19 protein-coding genes and 1 riboswitch are annotated in these 19,428 nt (G+C 61.3%); of the genes, 14 read left to right on the forward strand and 5 right to left on the reverse strand.

The genetic code is table 11. From position 1 onward, the window contains the following. Positions 1 to 37 precede the first annotated feature (37 nt). On the reverse strand, positions 38 to 967 hold the full coding sequence (locus ACSEXW_RS04270; protein ID WP_438444865.1) for a MerR family transcriptional regulator: 930 nt from the start codon (positions 965 to 967) through the stop codon (positions 38 to 40). Positions 968 to 1,124: 157 nt separating this feature from the next. Here ACSEXW_RS04270 and ACSEXW_RS04275 point away from each other — a divergent pair, with 157 nt between their 5' ends. Beyond that, positions 1,125 to 1,616 carry a hypothetical protein gene (locus ACSEXW_RS04275; protein WP_438444866.1) on the forward strand — a complete coding sequence of 164 codons (492 nt, stop codon included), beginning with the start codon at positions 1,125 to 1,127 and terminating at the stop codon, positions 1,614 to 1,616. Positions 1,617 to 1,648: 32 nt separating this feature from the next. On the opposite strand, the gene ACSEXW_RS04280 is transcribed toward ACSEXW_RS04275, so the two are convergent. Beyond that, positions 1,649 to 2,146, reverse strand: a complete 498-nt coding sequence (locus tag ACSEXW_RS04280; RefSeq protein ID WP_438444867.1) for a YwhD family protein — start codon at positions 2,144 to 2,146, stop codon at positions 1,649 to 1,651. 183 nt (positions 2,147 to 2,329) lie between these two features. On the opposite strand from ACSEXW_RS04280, the gene ACSEXW_RS04285 reads away from it, so the two are divergent. The 8 genes from ACSEXW_RS04285 (at position 2,330) to ACSEXW_RS04320 (ending at position 13,017) form a co-directional block, all read left to right on the forward strand. Then, positions 2,330 to 4,072, forward strand: a complete 1,743-nt coding sequence (locus ACSEXW_RS04285; RefSeq protein WP_438444868.1) for a hypothetical protein — start codon at positions 2,330 to 2,332, stop codon at positions 4,070 to 4,072. 170 nt (positions 4,073 to 4,242) lie between these two features. Next, complete coding sequence (locus ACSEXW_RS04290; protein WP_438444869.1) at positions 4,243 to 6,234, forward strand: M1 family metallopeptidase; 1,992 nt, start codon at positions 4,243 to 4,245, stop codon at positions 6,232 to 6,234. Positions 6,235 to 6,298: 64 nt separating this feature from the next. After that, entirely contained in the window at positions 6,299 to 7,120 is an 822-nt protein-coding gene (locus ACSEXW_RS04295; RefSeq protein ID WP_438444870.1) for a hypothetical protein, read from the forward strand. Positions 7,121 to 7,319: 199 nt separating this feature from the next. Further along, positions 7,320 to 7,456, forward strand: a riboswitch (cyclic di-AMP (ydaO/yuaA leader). 11 nt (positions 7,457 to 7,467) lie between these two features. Then, entirely contained in the window at positions 7,468 to 7,938 is a 471-nt protein-coding gene (locus tag ACSEXW_RS04300; RefSeq protein WP_438445199.1) for a C40 family peptidase, read from the forward strand. A 210-nt stretch (positions 7,939 to 8,148) separates the two neighbouring features. Next, positions 8,149 to 9,519: a cryptochrome/photolyase family protein gene (locus ACSEXW_RS04305; RefSeq protein ID WP_438444871.1), complete on the forward strand. Its 1,371-nt coding sequence runs from the start codon at positions 8,149 to 8,151 to the stop codon at positions 9,517 to 9,519. Positions 9,520 to 9,580: 61 nt separating this feature from the next. After that, positions 9,581 to 10,759 carry an enoyl-ACP reductase FabV gene (gene fabV / locus ACSEXW_RS04310; protein ID WP_438444872.1) on the forward strand — a complete coding sequence of 393 codons (1,179 nt, stop codon included), beginning with the start codon at positions 9,581 to 9,583 and terminating at the stop codon, positions 10,757 to 10,759. 108 nt (positions 10,760 to 10,867) lie between these two features. Then, positions 10,868 to 11,584 (forward strand): response regulator transcription factor, encoded by a 717-nt coding sequence (locus tag ACSEXW_RS04315; RefSeq protein WP_438444873.1) that lies wholly within the window; start codon positions 10,868 to 10,870, stop codon positions 11,582 to 11,584. Between the two features lie 2 nt (positions 11,585 to 11,586). Then, on the forward strand, positions 11,587 to 13,017 hold the full coding sequence (locus ACSEXW_RS04320) for a sensor histidine kinase (RefSeq protein WP_438444874.1): 1,431 nt from the start codon (positions 11,587 to 11,589) through the stop codon (positions 13,015 to 13,017). Positions 13,018 to 13,115: 98 nt separating this feature from the next. Here ACSEXW_RS04320 and ACSEXW_RS04325 read toward each other — a convergent pair whose 3' ends face one another. Both ACSEXW_RS04325 and ACSEXW_RS04330 read right to left on the reverse strand, forming a co-directional pair. Beyond that, a complete protein-coding gene (locus ACSEXW_RS04325) occupies positions 13,116 to 13,592 on the reverse strand; it encodes a hypothetical protein (RefSeq protein ID WP_438444875.1) in 477 nt (158 codons plus the stop codon). Between the two features lie 107 nt (positions 13,593 to 13,699). Beyond that, positions 13,700 to 14,554, reverse strand: coding sequence for a patatin-like phospholipase family protein (locus ACSEXW_RS04330; RefSeq protein WP_438444876.1), 855 nt, complete (start codon positions 14,552 to 14,554; stop codon positions 13,700 to 13,702). Positions 14,555 to 14,725: 171 nt separating this feature from the next. Here ACSEXW_RS04330 and ACSEXW_RS04335 point away from each other — a divergent pair, with 171 nt between their 5' ends. The 5 genes from ACSEXW_RS04335 to ACSEXW_RS04355 all read left to right on the forward strand — a co-directional run bounded on the left by ACSEXW_RS04335 (position 14,726) and on the right by ACSEXW_RS04355 (position 18,901). Beyond that, on the forward strand, positions 14,726 to 15,625 hold the full coding sequence (locus ACSEXW_RS04335) for a protease complex subunit PrcB family protein (RefSeq protein WP_438444877.1): 900 nt from the start codon (positions 14,726 to 14,728) through the stop codon (positions 15,623 to 15,625). Between the two features lie 157 nt (positions 15,626 to 15,782). After that, positions 15,783 to 16,661 carry a stalk domain-containing protein gene (locus ACSEXW_RS04340; protein ID WP_438444878.1) on the forward strand — a complete coding sequence of 293 codons (879 nt, stop codon included), beginning with the start codon at positions 15,783 to 15,785 and terminating at the stop codon, positions 16,659 to 16,661. A 126-nt stretch (positions 16,662 to 16,787) separates the two neighbouring features. Then, positions 16,788 to 17,213 (forward strand): EamA family transporter, encoded by a 426-nt coding sequence (locus tag ACSEXW_RS04345; RefSeq protein ID WP_438444879.1) that lies wholly within the window; start codon positions 16,788 to 16,790, stop codon positions 17,211 to 17,213. 288 nt (positions 17,214 to 17,501) lie between these two features. Further along, positions 17,502 to 17,888 (forward strand): hypothetical protein, encoded by a 387-nt coding sequence (locus ACSEXW_RS04350; RefSeq protein ID WP_438444880.1) that lies wholly within the window; start codon positions 17,502 to 17,504, stop codon positions 17,886 to 17,888. 101 nt (positions 17,889 to 17,989) lie between these two features. Then, entirely contained in the window at positions 17,990 to 18,901 is a 912-nt protein-coding gene (locus ACSEXW_RS04355; RefSeq protein ID WP_438444881.1) for an AraC family transcriptional regulator, read from the forward strand. On the opposite strand, the gene ACSEXW_RS04360 is transcribed toward ACSEXW_RS04355, so the two are convergent. Continuing rightward, positions 18,864 to 19,406: a DUF1697 domain-containing protein gene (locus ACSEXW_RS04360; RefSeq protein ID WP_438444882.1), complete on the reverse strand. Its 543-nt coding sequence runs from the start codon at positions 19,404 to 19,406 to the stop codon at positions 18,864 to 18,866. The two genes, ACSEXW_RS04355 and ACSEXW_RS04360, sit on opposite strands and share 38 nt — an antisense overlap. Positions 19,407 to 19,428: the final 22 nt, after the last annotated feature.

The raw sequence follows: 19,428 nt of genomic DNA on the forward strand, positions 1-19,428 counted from the left end.
CCTCCCCTAGTTCCTGCACTTCTTATGCTTGTATCCGTCAAGCCCCTTCGGATGCCCCCGTGCCAGCCGTACACCTATCGAACCAATGCTTCCATGCCTCGGGACCGCCGTCCAGAACCGACCATCCCGGTTGGGGAGCCACTCCCCGAAATCCGCTTCCTCCTGCAACAAGCTGAAGCCCCTGAGCTTCACGCTGAAGCTCCTTCAGCATCCGGCAGGTCAGCTCCGCCCGCTCCGGCAGGGTTAAGGAAACGCAGGCGAAGCCGATGCCCTTCTTCCGAATGAGCGAAGCCAAGCCGTCCAAGGGAGTGTCCGCACCCAAGTAGAGGACGTCCGCCCCTTGTTGACGCAAAAACAGGGTAAATAACAGAAGTCCCAACTGGTGATGCTCCCCGGAGGGACAGAAGGCTACGAACCGCGGAAGCTCCGGCCGAACCGGAAACAGGCGGAAGAAATGAGAGAACCGCATGGTCACAAAATGGCTGATGTAATGCTCCTGGGCGACGGAGAGAAGACCGGCTCCCCAATCATCACCCGCCCGATACATCATCGGCGCCAGGATACGATGGAACACATCCTGGAAGGAGAACAAGGCGAAGGCCGTGTCCAGCAGCCGCTGCGCTTCGGCCTCCCTATAATCGGACAGCTCGGCGTAAATGCCGTCCTGCCATTCCCGGTAAGCCTCCTCCTTCGTCCCGGCGCCGGAAGAGAGAAGGAAATCGGCCGGCTCCGCCGGCCCTTGGGGAGCAGCCGGCTCTTGCTTCAGCTGACGCACCGCCTGGCTGATGGTCATCCCCTTCTCCGTCTGCTCCTTCAGCCACAGGAGAGCTTCGATGTCCCTTTCGCGGTACAGCCGCTGTCCCTTCGCCGTACGCTCCGGCTCCACGGCCCCGTACCGCTGCTCCCAGGCCCGGATCGTCACTGCGGGGATCCCGGTCCGTTCAGATACCGCCTTCATCGTGTACATACCGTTCCTCCTCTCCCTCCGTCATCCCAATTATGTTAGTTATACAAATTCTATACAAAGACTTGTTATAATCTATACAAACATCATACAATATCTATACCATCTGTCAAACGTTTTCTGCTATTTCATATCATCAGCTGTAGAGGGGGATGAAGCCATGCGAATCGGACCAGCCGCTCGGTTCGGACGGCAGCGGGCCGTTCGGACAGTATTCGCGGGTCTTGCCGCAGGGGCGGCCATGGGGTGGTTTCTGAAGGGAGTCGAAGAACTGCGGGGCATTGCCGTCTACCGGCTTCTTCTCGGTGTGGACTACATTCCGCTCCTCCGGGAGGTGTTGGTGTCGGAGCTGTCCCAGTTCCTGCTGCACCTGCTCATATCGGTAAGCTTCGCAGCCGGTGCCGGCGGCTTCTGCCTGCTCCGGCGCATGCATCCGGGCTCCGCCCGCCGGTTCATTACCGTCGCAGGGCTTGCCGTCGGCCTGCTCCTGTACCCCACCACCATGCTGTCGGCAGGCACTCCGGCCCTTCTCGATCCGGAGGCCCTCCTGTGGTGGCTGGCCGCTCATGCCGGGTATGGCCGGCTCACCGCCGTGCTGCTCTTTCCCCGCAGCTCCGGCCCCGCGGCAGCGCAAAAAGAGGCTGCCCCCTAAAGGGACAGCCTCTGCTTGCATACCGGGCAAACTTACAATGCCTGCTTCAATTCCTCCGGCGAATGGGCCCACCATTCCGGATTGTGCTCCATCAGAAGCTTCTTGAGCGCGGCTTTTTCCGAATCGTCCAGCCCCTCCACCAGAATATGCCGCTTCATGGCCTTATCCATCCGGTTGACGTGGTCCGCCAGAACCTTCCAGCCCCTCCGGGCCTCCGGGTTCACCCGCATCTCGCAGGCTGCCAGGCCGCCGTAGAACTGCCCCTCGGCATTCCGGTCCACGGCAACCCACACCACCCATACCTTGCGTCCGTCCGGCGTCTCGCTCGGATCCGGGGAGAACTTGATGCCCTTCTCCACCTTGCTCTTGGCATGAAGGGTCCCGTTATCCACATACGCCACGCCTTCGTCGATGATGACGCCCGACACGTTGGAGAGGTCGATGGAGCCTGCCCCGAAGCCCTTATGGTTCACGCTGCTGCTGACGATGTTCAGCGCATTCGGTTTCTTGCCTTTGCTTTCGATTTCCATCTATAGATGCACCACCATTACCGTTAGAATGAAAGATGCGGCCTTCCAGCCGTTTACGTCTATCGTAACACAATCTCCACATTTCCTCCAATTTGGCGGACATTACGGTGCACAGGCAACCCGCCGAACCTTTCACGCGTCTAAAAAGATATCGTCAGACATTGAGCCCGGAGGTCGTCTCCCATGATCCTAATCCGCCGCACCCGTCCCGTCCTGCTGGCGGCAGGGGCAGCCGCCGCCCTGCTGCTGGCCTCCTGCGACAACAGCCCGGCTGAAGCGCCGGGGCATACCCAAGAGGCCTACACCACCCCGTCCCCCGCTGCCATCGGAACACCCCCGGCCTTAACGGGAGCCGCGCTGGCCCCCGCCCCCATGGCCGGAACCGCCGCCCCCGCTCCTTCGGCCACGTCCGAGGAGCGGGTCCAGGAGAGCCGGCTGCGGCAGGACTACGCCCGGCTCTCGGCCGATTTGTCCCGCGTGGATTGGCCCGCGCCCGCGGCCCCCAAGGAACCCGTCGTCCTCCATGCCAAGCTGGGCCGCGCGCCGTCCTTGGAGTCCGAGAGCTTCTACTCGGAGCTCCTGAAGCTGACCTCCATGACCTTGACCGGCCGCGCCTTCCGACTGGAGGATGACTCCCTCGGCACCGTCATCGAGGCCTCGGGCAGCGCGGAGCTGCTGCCGGATGCGGCGAAAGTGAACGGGACGGTGAACGCTTTTCACAAGATGAGCTTAGAGCGGTATGCCTACCTGCCTCCCCTTCCCGCACCGGAGCCCGGGCCCCTCGTGGCCGGCTTGTCCGAGTCGGCTTGGTCCTGGGACGCCCTGGAGCGGCTGGCGGGTCCGCACGATACCTTCTTCAACGATGCGTATGTGTATGACAAGTCCCGGGTGTACGCAGGGATCCGGGTGCAGAACCGGCAGCTCAGCCGCCTGGTGTTCCGCCCGGATTACCCGGAGCCGGTGGCAGGCGGCCTGCGGACGACCTCGACCCGGGCGCAGATTACGGAGCGCTTGGGCCAGCCGCCCTTCGAGAGCCGGGACGAGCAGCTCTTCGGCTACAAGCTGGAGCCCTATTACCTCTTCTTCGGCGGAGAGGACGGCGCGTACGAGATCTGCCTGTACCCGAGGGACGCCAAGCGCCAGGCCGCAGAGGGCGAGACCTTGGCCGGCATCCTCCGGAATTTGCAGGAGAAGCAGATCTTGAACCCGGATGCGCTGATTCAGGAGCTTCAGCTCAAGTGGCCGGACTACGACTACTCCTACTATGGGCGGGGCAGCCATGAGGTGGATTATTACACCCGGGGCCTCCGGATACCGTACGTCGACACGCCCTTCGAACGGCCGTATATCGAGATCTACGGCGGCTTCGAAGGCCCCTTGGCGGAGGGGATTTTCCTGCCTGTGGGGGATAGCGGCAAGGGGCCGCTTCACGCGTTGGACGACAGCCCCCTGATCCGATTCCGGCTGCATGAGGACCTGGCCTTCGAGGCCGAGAAGCATCGTCTGCGGCAGAGCCGCACCATCCGGGACAAGGTCCGGACCCAGGGAGTGCCCTCCCCCGACGGGAAGCAAGTGGTGCTGGAGAACGAGGGCTACGTGTTCGAGGCTGCCGGCTTCTTCCTGGTTCATCCGGACGGAGACCGGCCCAATCTGGAGCTGCGGACCGGGTATTTCACCTCCGGCTTCACGTGGCTGAACAACCGGTATTTCGTATATGAGGTAGGCACGGACGGCATCCTCGCCTATGACACCGAGCGGAAAGCGGTGATTCCCGTCGACCAGGATCCGGACCATCCCTTCCAGCGCCATCTGCTCCGGGTGGATACCGGACGCAGCCGGATCGTCTACACCGTCGGCGACAAGGAGCTGGAGAAGGCCTACGCCTTCGGCAAGGACGGCTCGCTGATCTTCCCCGACGCCGAGTAGCGGCCCCCGCCTCAGCCGCATCCTGCCCTTTGGGCCTACGAAGCCAGTACTAAGCCCCCTGCCCGGGGGCTTTTTTGTTTTGTCCCAAATTCTGGACAGGGTTCGGATATATTTGTCCCCCCCCCCTCATATACATCCTTTAGACGCTTGTCAACGGGGTGAAAAATTGGATGAAACCGAACCTGTCCAACCGCACGTTTCAATGGACGCTGGTCCTTGTATTCGGCTTGGCCGTTACGACCACCGTGTCGTCCTATTTCGGCCGGACCGGGGAGCCCGCTCTCTCCGTCCTCTCCGAGGAGCCTCCCGCCGGGGAGTCGCTCTCCCTCGAAATCCCGAAGCCGGCCGAACCGAAGGCCGCCCCCGCCTTAAGCAGCCGCACGGTGGAGTACCATATGGCCGTGTCGCTCAAGCCGGAGGAGAAGCAGCTCCAGGGCGCCCAGACCTTCACCTGGCAGAATCCGGGCAAAAAACCGGTGGAGGAGCTCTACCTCCACCTGTATCCCAACGCCTTCGCCTCCAAAAAATCCACCTTCATGAAGGAGTCCGGCGGCAAGCTGCGCAATGACAAGCAGCAGGGGGACAGCAGGGGGTGGATGGAGCTGCAGACGCTGACCACCGAGAAGGGCGTCAGCCTCATGGACCGGGTGGCCTTCGTCCGGCCGGATGATAACAACGGCAGTGACGAGACCTTGGCCAAGGTGACGCTGCCCGCTCCCGTTCTGCCCGGGGAGAAGGTGACGCTCACCATGGATTTCCGGGTGAAGCTGCCTCAGGTGTTCGCCCGCATGGGGTATTCGGGAGACTTCTACATGGCCGGCCAATGGTTCCCCAAGCTGGCGAAGTACGAGACCGCCGGAACCCGGGGCCGGGCTGAGGAGGGCTGGAATCTTCACCAGTACCACGGCAACTCGGAGTTCTACTCCGACTTCGGCATCTACGACGTGAAGATCAAGGTGCCCTCCGATTATACGGTGGCCGCCACCGGCTTCCCCACCAAGCCGGCGGCCGTAGAGAACGAGATGAAGACCTACCGCTTCTACGCCGACGACGTCCATGACTTCGCCTGGGCCGCTTCCCCCAAGTTCGTCTACGTGGAGGAGCCCTTCTCCGCCCCCAACGTTCCCGGGGTGAAGATCAAGCTGTATCTGGACCCGGCCCACGAGCACCTGAAGGCCCGCTACCTGACCGCCGCCAAAAAAGCCCTCTCCCGCTACAGCGAATGGTACGGGCCGTATCCTTACTCTACGCTGTCGGTGGTCGTGCCTCCGGCGGAGGGCAACGGAGCGGGCGGCATGGAATACCCGACCCTGATCACGGCCTGGGGCGCCGGCGAGCCGAAGCCGGGGCTGGATCTGGAGCGCGTGGTCGTGCATGAGATCGGGCACCAGTATTTTTACGGCATGATCGCGTCCAATGAGTTCGAGGAGGCTTGGCTGGACGAGGGCTTCACCTCCTACGCCGAGGATAAGGTGATGGAGAAGGAGTTCGGCATCGCCCCGAACCTGCCGCTGGAGGCCAGCTACATCACGTCGCCGGAGGCGCTGAAGCGCAACGCCTGGGAATACGGCAGCCACGACGAATATGCGGAGAACGTCTATACCCGCGCCAAGCTCGTCCTCTTCGCCATCGAAAAAGAAATTGGCCCCGACGCCATGAGCCGCGTGATGAAGACCTACTTCCAGCGCTGGAAGTTCAAGCATCCGGCCAGCGCCGACTTCCAGGCGGTCCTCGAGGAGACCACCAAGAAGAGCTGGAAGGACTTCTTCGACCAATACGTCTACAACGGCCTGATGGTCGATTACGAGATCGCCGGCATCGAGGTGAACCGGGCCCAGGCGGACGGCAAGACCGGCTACGAGAGCAAGGTGCTGATCAAGAAGCGCGGAGCCACCTCCTCCCAGGTGCCCATCCGCTTCCGCTTCACGGACGGCACCGTCCTTGACAAGACCTGGGACGGCCAAGGCAGCGAGATCGTCTACACCCTCTCTCACGGGGCTCCCCTGGAGTGGGCGCAGATTGACCCGGACTACACCCTGCTCCTGGAGAACAAGCACATCAACAACTTCATGAAGCGGCAGGTCGATACGAAGACCAACGTCCGCCTGAACCTGGGCGTAAGCCGGGTGGTGGAGATTCTCTTCGGCTGGCTGACCTGGTAGACGGAGACGATGCGTATCCGTTCCAGGCCATATGTGCCCGCCGCATATTCAGGAGGTGCCCCTCATGTTCACCTATATCAAGGAAGGCTTCCGCGCCAGCGTGCGCCAGCCTTTTCCCGTGCTGGTACTGTTCTTGTACCGGTTCGTCTGGGGCGTGACGCTCTATAAGCTGTCCCAGTCCGTCATTCTCCCGCTCCTCCACCGGTATCCCGATGCGGACGGCTTCACAGCCCAGACCCGGCTGTTCCTGGCGGAGGGCCAGTTCGTCCTCTTCAAGACGGACGTCAGCCATTCCTACCTGTGGCTTCTGGCCGGACTTCTCGGCCTGCGGATGGTGCTGACCCCCCTCCTGAACGCAGGGCTCTTCTACTCCCTGGCCCACACCCAATACAACGCGGGCTACCGCTTCGTCCGGGGGGTGGCCGAGCTGAGCAGGCCCTACCTGCTCCTCTACGCCATCCAGATGCTCCTGACTCTGGTTCCTCTGTGGTGGGTGCTGCCCGAGCTGAAGTCCGCTCTCCTGTCCTCCGGCACCTATCAGGAGCTGGCCCGGAGCGCCCTCCCGTATACGTCCCTGATGCTGGGCTACGGGTTCCTGCTCCATCTGCTGTTCCTGCACATCCAATTCGGGCGGGTGCATGCGGAGCCCCTCTCCCGATCCGTCACCACCGCTCTGCGTTCCCTCCCTCTGGTGCTCGGCATCGGCGGCCTCCTGGTCCTGCTCGGCACTCTGGCCTCTCTGGCCATGCTGGGCGGCTCCATCGTCTGGGCGGGCTTCTGGGCCCTGGCCGTCTACCAGGCCTACCGGCTCCTGCAGACGCTCTTCAGCGTCTGGGGCATCGCCGCCCAGCATCGTCTCTTCACCGCCAAGAGCGGCCTTCACTAGATCTAATCCGACGGCGATTGCTCGTCACGGCTCCCCTTTCTGCCTCCGCAGGAAGGGGAGTTTTTTCATCATCCGACAGTGAAAACGCTATTAAATTGGAGAGATTGTTGTACAAAGTGTGAAATCTGAAGATTTTCTTATGAAATTTATAAGATTTCGGAAGGAATTTGTCCCCCTATGCAGAATCTTTAGACTTGGAAAAAATAACATGCCGAATTCCCTTATCGGGAAACGGGGGAACCATCTTGGGTGAATTGGCCTCGTATTGCAGTGGCCATAGGGACAACCTTCAACCGAACCCTCAAGCTAACCTCGTAGGCACCAGGAAGGGGCATCTTGATTTGTTGTTGAAGAAGTCCGTCGTCATGCTGTGCACCGTTGTCATGCTGCTCACGTTCTCCATGGGGACTGCCTCTGCGGCAACCCCGCTGAACGAGACCATCGATTCCTTGATTGGAACCCCTTACAAGTATACGGGAACCACCACCAAGGGCTTCGATTGCTCGGGCTTCACCAGCTATGTTTTTGCCCAGTTCGGCATCGATCTGCCTCACAGCTCGAAGGCTCAGAACGACGAAGGGTTTTGGGTGGACAAATCCGACCTTCGCGCGGGCGACCTTGTATTCTTCAATACGGATGGCAAAGGCATTTCCCACGTAGGCATCTACGTCGGCGACGGTCAATTCGCCCACTCCGCCAACGGCTCGGGCGTCACCATCACCAACCTGAACGATGCTTACTACAAGAAGCGTTACGTGTCCGCACGCCGCGTTCTGTGGGACGAGATCTACACCCAGATGACCACCGACGCCAATTAAGCCTCGGCCGGCTGGGACAAGCTCCCCTGCACCGCACCGTTGAAGAACTCCAGCACGTCGATTTATTCCCAATGAGCCCTGTCCGGAGCAAGTCCGGGCGGGGCTTGTTTCATGGATAGCCCCCCGTTCCCGGCCGGCAAGCCCGCCCGCTCATTACAGGACCGTCCGAGTTCCATGCTATACTGGTCCCAGGAAGGGAGCGCATCATCCATGATCCTGTTCATTCACCGCAAAGACCTGCGGACCCATGACCTGGCCGCTTACGATCATATCGCCACTGCCGGCGCACCGTCCCTGCATCTCTTCGTGCTGGACCCGTTCCTCCTCCGGGGCGGACGGCAGAATGAGTACAGCGGCAGGACCTTCCTCCGGTATCTGAACCGGATGGTCCGGCTGTACCGGGAGGCGGGCCGTCCGCTCCACGTGCTCTTCGGCGAGCCGGAGCAGGTGCTGGCCCGGACGCTGGAGCTTCACCCGGACATCCGGGAGGTGCTGTGGCACCGGGAGTGGACGCCGTACGCCCGGCACCGGGACCGGAAGCTCCGGCAGACCGCCGCTCTGCGCGGCGTATCCGTCACCGAGCTGGCCGATTCCATGCTGATCGACCCCGGGGACTTCCAGCGGTACGCCGGCCGGAGCGGCCCTTACCGCGTGTTCACCCCCTTCTACCGGAAGTGGCACGAATATTTGGGACAATTCTATCGCCCCTCGTGGCAGGCCCGCCTGGAGGAGCTGAACGCCCTCCCCGCCGATCCTGCTCTAGCGGAGAGCTTCCCGCTCCCCTGGGAGCCGGCCGCTTTCGGTGAGCCGGCCCGGGAGCCCGACTGGGAGCTGGACCGCTTCCTGGACGAACGGTTGGCCGCTTACGGCGGCATGCGGGACCGGTTCGCGGTCCCCGGCACCAGCGGGCTCAGCGCCGCCGTCAATACGGGGGCGCTGTCCGTCCGCCAGGCCTACGAAGCGGCCTCCTCCTCCCCCGTGGGGGAGAGCTGGGTCCGGCAGCTGGCCTGGAGGGATTTTTACCTGTATCAGGCTCTGTATGATCCGGAGTTCTTCTCGTATGAGGAACGCTTCGATCTCTCGGAACTGTCCGACCGCCACTTGGAGGCATGGGCCAAAGGCGCCACCGGCATCCCGCTGATCGACGCCGCCATGACGGAGCTTCGCGAGACGGGAGCCCTGCATAACCGGCTGCGGATGATCACGGCCATGTTCCTGACCAAGAACCTGCTGTGTCCTTTTCCGCTGGGAGAGCAGGTCTTCCGCCGCAGGCTGGCCGATTACGACAATGTGCTGAACCGGGGCGGCTGGCTCTGGTCGGCCTCCATGGGCTTCGATCCGGCCCCGTACTTCCGCATCATGAACCCGGTCTCCCAATCCCAGACCCATGATCCCACAGGGGAATATATCCGGAGGTGGCTTCCCCATCTGAAGCATCTGGGGGACCGGGAGATTCACCTGCCCCAGCCGGCTGCCATCGTGGATCTCAAGGCCTCGCGGGCCAGGGCCATCGAGGTGTACAAGGGGCTTTTGGCGTCGGGAACGTCTCGTCCGGACAAGCCAAGTGTTGAAAAACCGTAACGGAACATATATATTATGGAAGAAAATACGCTTTTATCGAATCAGGGAGGGACTCCTGCCAATGATCATCAAACCGAAAATCCGCGGCTTCATCTGTACGACCGCCCATCCGACCGGCTGCGCCGAACATGTGAACCGCCAGATCGCATATGTCAAAGGTACCGGCCGGAAGCTGGACGGCGCCAAGAAAGTGCTGGTCATCGGCGCCTCCACCGGCTACGGCCTCGCCTCCCGCATCGCCGCCACCTTCGGCATGGGCGCGGACACCGTGGGCCTCTTCTTCGAGCGCCCGGCCTCCGATGACCGCACCGCCACCGCCGGCTGGTACAATACCGCCGCCTTCGAGCAGGCTGCCCGCGAAGCCGGGTATGTGGCCGAGAGCATCAACGGCGACGCCTTCTCCCAAGAAATCAAGGAAGCGACCCTGAAGCTGATGAAGGAGAAGCTGGGCAAAATCGACCATCTCGTCTACAGCGTCGCCGCTCCCCGCCGCACCGACCCGGTCACCGGCGAGACGTATGCGTCCGTGCTGAAGCCGGTGGGCCAAGCCTACTCCAACAAGACCGTCAACGTCCAAACCGGCGTCGTGACCGACGTGACCCTGGAGCCGGCCAGCGAGGAAGAACAGCGCCAGACCGTGAAGGTCATGGGCGGCGAGGACTGGTCCATGTGGGTGGAGGCCCTTGCGGATGCCGACCTGCTGGCCGACGGCTTCACCACCCTGGCCTATTCCTATATCGGACCGAAGGTGACCCACGCCATCTACCGCGAAGGGACTATCGGCCGGGCCAAGGACCATCTGGAGCAGACCGCTCATGACCTGACCACACGCCTGAAGCCGTACAACGGCCGGGCTTACGTGTCGGTCAACAAGGCGCTGGTTACCCAAGCCAGCTCCGCTATTCCCGTGGTTCCGCTCTATATCTCCATCCTCTACAAGATCATGCAGGAAAAAGGCCTTCACGAGGGCTGCATCGAGCAGATGCAGCGCATGTACGAGCGCCTGTATGCCGGCGGCGAGGTACTGACCGATGAGCGGGGCCGCATCCGCATGGACGACTGGGAGATGCGCGAGGACGTGCAGCAGCTGGTGGACGAGGCCTGGGCCCAAATCTCCACCGAGACGCTGCCGGAGCTGGGCGACCTGGAGAGCTACCGCCAGGAGTTCCTGCACCTGTTCGGCTTCGGCTTCGACCAAGTGGACTACGAAGCGGACGTCAACCCGAACGTCCAGCTCTAACCGAATACCTGAACGCCCAAGCCTCCGGGCTTCTTCCCACACGGACCGTTCCTTCCGGGAAGGTCCGGAGGCTTTTTCCTATCCAAGTATGCGAAAGGGGCATCCCCGATGGATCCTTCCTTCTCCTGCAGCAGCTACACCGTGCTGGTGGCGGACGACGACGCGCCCATTAACGACTTGATCCGAATGTATCTGGCTGACAAAGGCTTCCGTGTGCTGGTGGCCAGCACCGGCCGGGAAGCGGTCCGTCTGTTCCGGACGCAGACGGTGCACCTGGTGGTGCTCGACATCATGATGCCGGACCAGGACGGCTGGGAGGTCTGCCGGGAGCTCCGGTCGTCCAGCGACGTTCCGATCCTGATGGTGACGGCCAAGGGAGAGAGCGAGGACCGACTCAAGGGCTTCGGCCTGGGGGCCGATGACTACGTGGTCAAGCCCTTCGATCCGAAGGAGCTGGTCGCCCGGATCATCTCCCTCCTGCGGCGCACCTATTCCAGCCTCCGCCAGGTGAAGCCCCCGGCCTCCATCACGGCGGGCTGCCTCCGGATCGAAACGGCGTCCCGCCGGGTGTACGTGGAGGAGGATCTGGTGGAGCTCACGCCGAGGGAGTACAAGCTGCTACTCGCCTTCATCCAGCATCCGAACCAGGTGCTGAGCCGGGAGCAGCTGCTGGATCTGGTATGGGGCGACGATTATGACGGGGAGGACCGCGTCGTGGACGCCACCCTGAAGCGGCTGCGCCATAAGCTCGATACCGGCGGCACGGCCGCCTGCACCATCGAGACGCTGCGGGGAGCCGGCTACATGTACCGGCCGGAGGTGTAGCCATGCTCTCCACCGTCTTCCGCAAGCAGCTGGCGGCCCTACTGGGCGTACTGCTGATCAGCTTCGCCCTGCTGACGCTGGTGTTGAATTCGCTGTTGAAGGATTTCCTCGTGGACCGCAAGGAAGAGCTTCTCTTCCGGGAGGGTGAGCAATTGGTCGAGCTTCTGAAGGAGGATCCCGGAGCCAACGGAGCGGCGAAGGGCGCCTTCCTGAAGGCCGAAGCCCGGCTGAAGAAAACCCAGAACATCCGGGTCGATCTCCTGGCCGCCGATGAAGGGACCCCCAAGCTCCAATGGAGGCGAGAGGTGCTGAAGCTGCTCCGGCAGTCCGAGATCCAAGACATCTCCGTGCTGCAGCGGGTTCTTCGAGGCGAACGGGTCGTGCATAAGGGGCGCTTCACCTTGTCGGATGAGCAGATCCTCCTATCCGTCGGCCTGCCCCTGCGCGAGAACGGCAAGGTCATCGGAGCGCTCTTCCTGAGCACGCCGGTGGAGGAGCTCCAGACCACCCGGGTAACCCGGCTCATCTTCCTGACGGCTCTCCTCCTGGCCCTTCCAGCGGCCGCCCTGATCTACGTCATGTCCCGACGGATGACCGGTCCCCTGCGCCGGATGAATGAAGGCGCCCGGCAGCTGGGCCAGGGTGACTTCTCCGTCCGGATTCCCGCCGACGGCAGGGATGAGGTCAGCCAGCTGGCCGCCACCTTCAACACCATGGCCTCCCAACTGGAGCAGCTGGACCGAATGCGCAAGGAGCTGGTCCAGAACGTCTCCCACGAGCTGCGTACGCCGCTGACCTCCGTCCGGGGCTTCATACAGGGGCTGGCAGAGGGGGTCATCCCGGAGGAGCAGCGCCCACGCTACCTGAAGATCGCCCACGCGGAGCTGGAGCGGCTGACCGTCCTGCTGAACACCATGCTGGATCTGTCCGCCATCGAGACCGGCACCGTCACGCTGGAGCGCCAGAGCATCCGGTGGTCCTCCCTGGTGGAGACCGTTCTGGACACGGTTATTCCCAGGATGGAGGAGAAAGGGATCTCCTGCCGCATCGGGGAGCCCGAGGACGAGATCCTGAAGGCATACGGGGATCCAGAGCGGCTGAAGCAGGTGCTCTTCAATCTGCTGGACAACGCCATCCGCCACACGGAGCGGGGCGGCACCATCACCGTCCGGTCGAGCCGCCAGGAAGACCGCCTTACCGTCCAGGTGGCCGATACCGGGTCCGGCATCCCTCCGGAGCAGCTGGAGCGCATCTGGGAGCGCTTCTATACGGAGGATGCCTCCCGCGGGTCCCGCCGGGAGCGGAGCGGCTTGGGCCTGACCATCACCAAGCAGCTGATCGAGCGGATGGACGGCACCATCACCGTCGCCTCCCAGCCGGGAAGCGGCACGGTCTTCACCGTCACCCTCCCCATGCCGCCTAAGGCGGGGTAGGGTCGGCCGACGGGCCGACTCACAGCAGGGAGCATCCATAACCCAAAAAAGCCGGGATGCGCTTATCGCGCGTCCCGGCTTTTCTTCGTCACCATCGCTTAAGGCTGCTTGGGTGTCTGCTTGGCAGCTTGGCGATCCGCCCACTTCTGCTGGATCTCCGCAAGCTTCTTCTGCAGCTTGGCCTCCATCTGCGCCTTCTTCTCGGCCAGCTTGGCCTCCTTCTGCTGCTTCAGGTATTCCTTCACCGTCAGGCCCTGAGCCTCGGCCTTGGCCTTCACGTCGGCCCGTTGGCTCTTCAGCTCGTCCACGGTGACGCCCTTCTTCGCTGCAGCAGCCTGCAGCTTCTCGTCCTTCTGGGCCCGGCCGGAAATTTTGGCTTGGATCCACTGGTCCACGGTCATTCCTTCCGCTGCAGCCTTCTGTTCCAGCTTGGCCAGTCGCTCCGTCCAATGCCCCGCCTTCGAGGTGCCCCCAGACGTCGTCCCCTCCGCATCCGCTGCGAATACGGCACCGGCCGCTCCAACGGTCAGCAGGAGGCCGGCAAGTCCGCCGGCCAATGTTTTTTTCCACAACATGTCGCATCCTCCTCACATTCTTCATCCTTGCCTCACCGATTCTAAGCCCCTTCGATGACAGGAGAATGACAAAATGCCAAAAGTCTGCAGCGATCCCCTCTCAGACTCTACAAGCCCCACTCCCTAAGCCTCGGAAGAGCCTGCTCTGCATCCCGGAAACCAAGCTCGTACAGGGCGGTCAGCTTGGCCGGATCCTTCGTCACCCGTCCGACCGGCAGCTCCGCGCTGGGCCGGATCAGGAGCACCTGCCCCTCCCGCTCCATCGCCTCCGTCTCGTCCAGGGTCTCGTTATAGATCCGATAACGCCGCTCCATGGCCTCCGCCAGTCCCGGGTACTTGGGATAGAACCGATCCGCCAGCCAGCGGTGCTTGAAGGGCTTCTTCCGGTAGCCCTCGGGCTTCGTCAGCACCACCACATGACGCTTATTGCCGTCGGCGGCGGACTTGTGGATCGGAATCGGATCCGAGATTCCCCCGTCGAACAGCACTCTTCCCCCGGCCTCCACCGGAGGGGAGACGAACGGCAGGCTGCTGGAGGCTTGGATGACGGTCAGAATGTCCCGCTGCCCCAACGTGTCGCTCTTCTCCGCATAGACCGTCTCGCCGGTCAGCGCATCCGTCATGCCAACCCAGAACCGGCCCGGATTCCCGTAGAACGCCTCGTAATCGAAGGGGACCAGCTTGTTCGGAATCTCGTCGAAGATCAGGCTCCAGCCGAACAGGCTCTTCTCCCGGAACAGGTTGCGGACGCTCAGGTACCGCGGGTGGGTGACATAATCGATGGTGACCTTCTTATTGCGCCCCGTCTGCCGGGAGATGTAGGAGGCCGCATTGCACGCCCCCGCCGATACGCCCGTTACATAGGGAATGTCAACGCCGTTCTCCAGGAAGCATTCCAGCACGCCCGCCGTATATACGCCCCTCATCCCTCCGCCTTCCAACACCAATCCGATCTCGTTCATGTTCAGTTCCCTTCTTTTCTCTCACAATATCGGTGCCGTCCTAATTCTTCCAAATAAATCGTACCACAATCGCCCATGCTAATAAAAGTCTACGCCCGATGGCCGCTTTCCTGCAACCTTTTGGACATGGAACCCGTTTAAAGTACGAAACTATTGAAAAGGAAGTGATGGATGATGAAAAAATGGAGCTTCATCCTTTCTTTGGCGCTGGCGTTCACAATGCTCTTCAGCACCGCCGCCTTCGCCTTCGACGATCTGCCGGAAGGCCCCGACCGGGCCAAGATCGCCTCCTTGCAGGAAAGAGGCATCATCAGCGGCATCAACGGCTCTTTTATGGGCCAGAAAGCGCTGACTAATGCGGAGGGCGTCCACCTGCTCGTCAAGGGCTTCGATCTGAGTCTCGCCGCTTTCCTGTTCATGAAGGAGCCTCTAGCCAGCGACTATTTCGACCGGGTGCCCAACGATGCATGGTATGCACCGTCCTTCGTCATTGCAGGCGCCAACAAGCTTCCCCTGCCGCGCTCCATCGATCCCTCCGCCCATATGACCCGCGAGGAATTCGCCCATGATCTGCTGTCCACCCTCCTGCTGAAGGGCGATTACAGCTTCACCAAGATGCTGTACCATGTTGCCGACGAGTCGGAGGTCCATCCCGATTACCGCCACAGCCTGCAGCTGCTGCTGAACGCCAAGATCGTAGAGCTTGACCGGGACGGCAAGTTCCACCCCACGAAGGCCATCACCCGCCGGGATGCCGCCGTCATGCTCTATAACACCCTGGAATTCGCGAAGGCCCAAGATGGGGTGAATGCGGACAGTCAGGTGGAGCTGGCGGTGTCGCCGGTGAACGGCGACGTCAATCGGATTACCCTCTCCTGGGGCGAAAAACCCAACGCCGGCTACACGCTGGCCATCACCGGCATCGTCTTCAAGGACGATCAAACCGCCGAGATCCGCTACAAGCTCGGCACCCCGATACCAGGGCATATGTACGCTCAGGTCATCACCCATCCGAAGGCGGAGGCCTACCTTGCCGCAGGCTACAAGGCGGTCCCGGTAGAGGAGAAGTAACGCCCTTTTCTTGGCATGAGACAGAGCCTCCGATCCGTATGACGTACGGGCCGGGGGCTCTTGGCTTATGGTTCGACATATAGACGGAAAATTGTCGTCCGTTCGACAGGTTTTCGTGGTAAAATAGGCAGCAGATGGGTATTAGAGGAGGACTACAATGAACGGCACATGGAAAAAGGCGCTGCTGCTGGCAGGATTAATGGGGACTTGCTTCTCTGCGGGGGTGTGGGCATCGGATGGCATCCAGAAGGTGGAGGCTTACTTGCGCCCCGACTTCAATATCGTTCTCGACGGCAAGCCCGTCGCCTTGGACAAGCCGGTTCTTCTGTACAACGACTCCAGCTACCTGCCTCTCCGGAAGATCGGCGAGCTCCTGAACGCCACCGTCGGCTGGAAGGAAGAAACCCGCACGGTGTACATCAACTCCCGCTATAACGGGCAGCCCGTGCTGGAGGAGCCGAATCGCGGCCCTTATAATGCCATTACCGTTGAGCATCCGTTCGCCTACCAGGTGACCTACCTCGGAGGCACTTATACGTTGGTCGGGACCTATCTCAATGGGGTCAAATACTACCGGGCGGCGGACCTGGCCCTGATGGGCGTGGATGTCCGGGCGCTGACGAAGTCCGAGGATACCTACACGGGCAATCTCTATGTGCTGAGCGAGGAAGCGGAGCGCTTGTTCAAGGAAACGCCGGCCATGAATATGTCCGCCACCCCCCCGGTGGCCGGAACCCGGGACCCGGAGCTGATCAGCAAGCTGAACGATCTCGTGAAGACTCAGATCCCGCTGATGTACGGAGGCCTTCCAATCCCTGACCTGCCTCAGCTTCCGAAGGTGGTCGACGTGTTCCTCGTCGAAGCGGTCAGCATCAAGGAAGGGTACTATGCGGCCTACTGCAACGATGCGCTGGGCGGGGTGCTGCTCTATGTCTTCCAGGTTGAGAAGAACGCGGACGGCAAATGGGTTCACAAAAACACCCAAACCACCAAATTGGAATATTACAAACCGTTCTTCAAAGATCTCAAATCCTGACACGATGACCGGCGGAGACCCCTTTCCGCCGGTTTTTATTTGGCCTGGCGGGCGGATGTATGTCCCTTGGTCTGGGCACACTGAACAATCCCGCATCTATCCCAACGATCGGAGGAGTGATCCCGCATGTGGCTGGTTTACGCTCTGCTGTCCGCCTTGACGGCGGCATTGGTCAGCATTTTCGGCAAGATTGGGTTAAAATCCGTTGACTCCAACACCGCTACGGCCGTCCGGGCCATCATCATGTCCCTACTGCTGGTGGGAGTCGTATGGGCCCAGGGCAATCTCGGCAAGATCCAGACGCTCTTCGCCGACCGCAAGACCCTGCTGTTCATCGTCTTGAGCGGCGGTGCCGGAGCGGCCTCCTGGCTCTTCTACTTCCTGGCTCTGAAGCACGGGAAGGTCTCGCAGGTCGCTCCGGTAGACAAGCTGAGCGTGGTGCTGGCTACCATTATTGCCGTTGCGTTCCTCGGCGAAAAGCTGAGCCTCCTGGGCGGAGCCGGCATCGGTCTGATTGCCGTAGGAGTGGTGCTGGTGGCGTTTGCGGGGTGAGTCTGTGGCGTATGGCGGAGAAACATGAAGCAGCTGCAGCACATGAATAATCGTCAAGAGGCAGTACGGGCCGAGCAACACCACGACGGCCGCCTCGAACAGCAGCTTCCATTCCGGAGGCTGCCTTTTGTTTTGCGGGTATACCCATCCCTCTTCTCATTCTTCTAGTTGGCTTGGACCAACTGGATGTTTTGTGCACACACCGGTAATCACAGTTGACCCTTGGGGGCACTTTTTCATTCGATGATGCTATAATAAAAACCATCACTTCTGGGAGATGGTAGACACATGAGAGAAGAAAATTGGCTTAAGAAGGCGTACTTTTTTCAGAGGGATGTCAGGGACCTGCTTGTAGATCATTACGGTTACAACAAGCAAGAAGCAGAAGAAATAGCTTCAAAGTATGGCCGTATCATGGAGATGGCTGTAACAAATGACCACTTCATAGAACCACTTCATGTAGCGAGCAGAATACACCGGGACTATAAACAGGGGGTTGATCCTTCGATCTATTATGAAACCCTTTCTATATTTTACGAAGCAGACCATGCACTGGCGAATACAATGAAGATACCAAAACCCCAAAATAGAACTTCAGAAGTTTGTTGGAAATGTGGCTTATTCAAGTATGTCGATGATCCGTGCATACACTGTGGCGGAATAAATAAGAGATAATAACAGCCCCTTCCCTCGGATCCATCGGCCCAGCTCATTGGTACACGCGGCTTGCAGTGTGGTAGAATGGGCTGGAAATGTCGCCCTGGGTGGTGTTGAACATGGAACCGGCAGCCAAGAGGCCGAGCGGCCTGCTGCATCACGCGTCACGGCAGGATAAGATGACCTTGCATCTCTACCATACGACGGAGGAGCGGCTCGAGCCCTACATCGAGCATTATTGGATCGTCCGCTGGGATCTCCGCGGCCGGGAGCCGTACGTATCGGAGAATCTGCCCCACCCCTCCGTCCATCTGGTGTTCGAGCCGGAGCAATCCTCCGTGGTGGGCGTTCTCCAGGAGAAGTTCAGCCGGGTGCTGCGGGACCGGAGCTTCGTCTGCGGCATCAAATTCCGGCCGGGCGCCTTCTACCCGTTCGTCCGCCAGCCCGTTCAGCGGCTTACCGGCCTCTATACCCCCGTCCGCCAAGTGTTCGGCCCGGATATCGCCGAGGCCGAAGCCGCCATTCTGACGGCGGACAGCGACGACGGCATGCTGCGGCAGGCCGAGGCTTATCTGCTGGCGCAGCTCCCTCCCGTCCGGGACGAGCATCTGCCGCTGATCCGCGCTATCATCGAGGAGACCCGGACAGACCGCACGCTCACCCAGGTAGAACCCCTGGCGGAGCGCTTTCATCTCTCCCCGCGGGTCCTGCAGCGGCTCTTCCTGAAATATGTCGGCGTCAGCCCCAAATGGGTCATCCGCCGCTACCGTCTGCTCGAAGTGGCCGACCGTCTCGTCCAGGGCGCCCCGCCCAGCTGGCCGGATCTGGCGGCAGACCTGGGCTACTACGACCAAAGCCACTTTATCCGCGACTTCAAGAGTATGGTCGGTCATACCCCCGAGGAATACATCCGGATGAGCACTCTCCCTGGAACTGGAACTGGAACTGGAACTCCAGCCGAAGCCACAGCAGAAGCAGAAGCTGGACCTGCTCCTACTTCCTTGCCACAGCCAAGCCCGCCAGCTTCTTGATGGTGTTCCAATTCCGCGTGGTCACTACGTCCTTCAGCTTGGCCAGGTTGTCCATCAGCTTGGAATCCAGCATGCTCTGGCCAAGCCGGAAGTAGATCTCCCGCCCCTGGACGTGAAGCTGGTCCAGCTCGCTTTTGCCCTCCAAGAGCCGTTCGATCTGCTTGTCCGTGGGGGGCTCGATCATAAGAGACAACTGGATGCTGCCTCCCTCCGGCAGATCCTCCTCCCGGTAAGGACACGTGCGGACGATCCGCTCCCACTCCTCCGATGTCCGCAGCACCACGGTCAGGGAGATGCCGAAGCCCGCCAGAATCTCCGCCTCCAGCCGCCGCCTCAGCTCAAGCTCCTCCGTCTCTCCCGTCTCGAACAGCACATTCCCGCTGGCAATGTACGTCTGGACCCGCTCCAGCCCCATGCCCTCCAGCCGGCTCTTCAGCTCGGCCATCGGAATCTTGTTCTTGCCCCCGACGTTGATCCCCCGCAGCAGGGCGATATATACGGCCATTCCGCTTCCCCTCCTAGCTCAT

The sequence above is a fragment of the Oryzibacillus soli genome, assembly GCF_051594765.1.
Classification (GTDB): Bacteria; Bacillota; Bacilli; order Paenibacillales; family NBRC-103111; genus Paenibacillus_AR.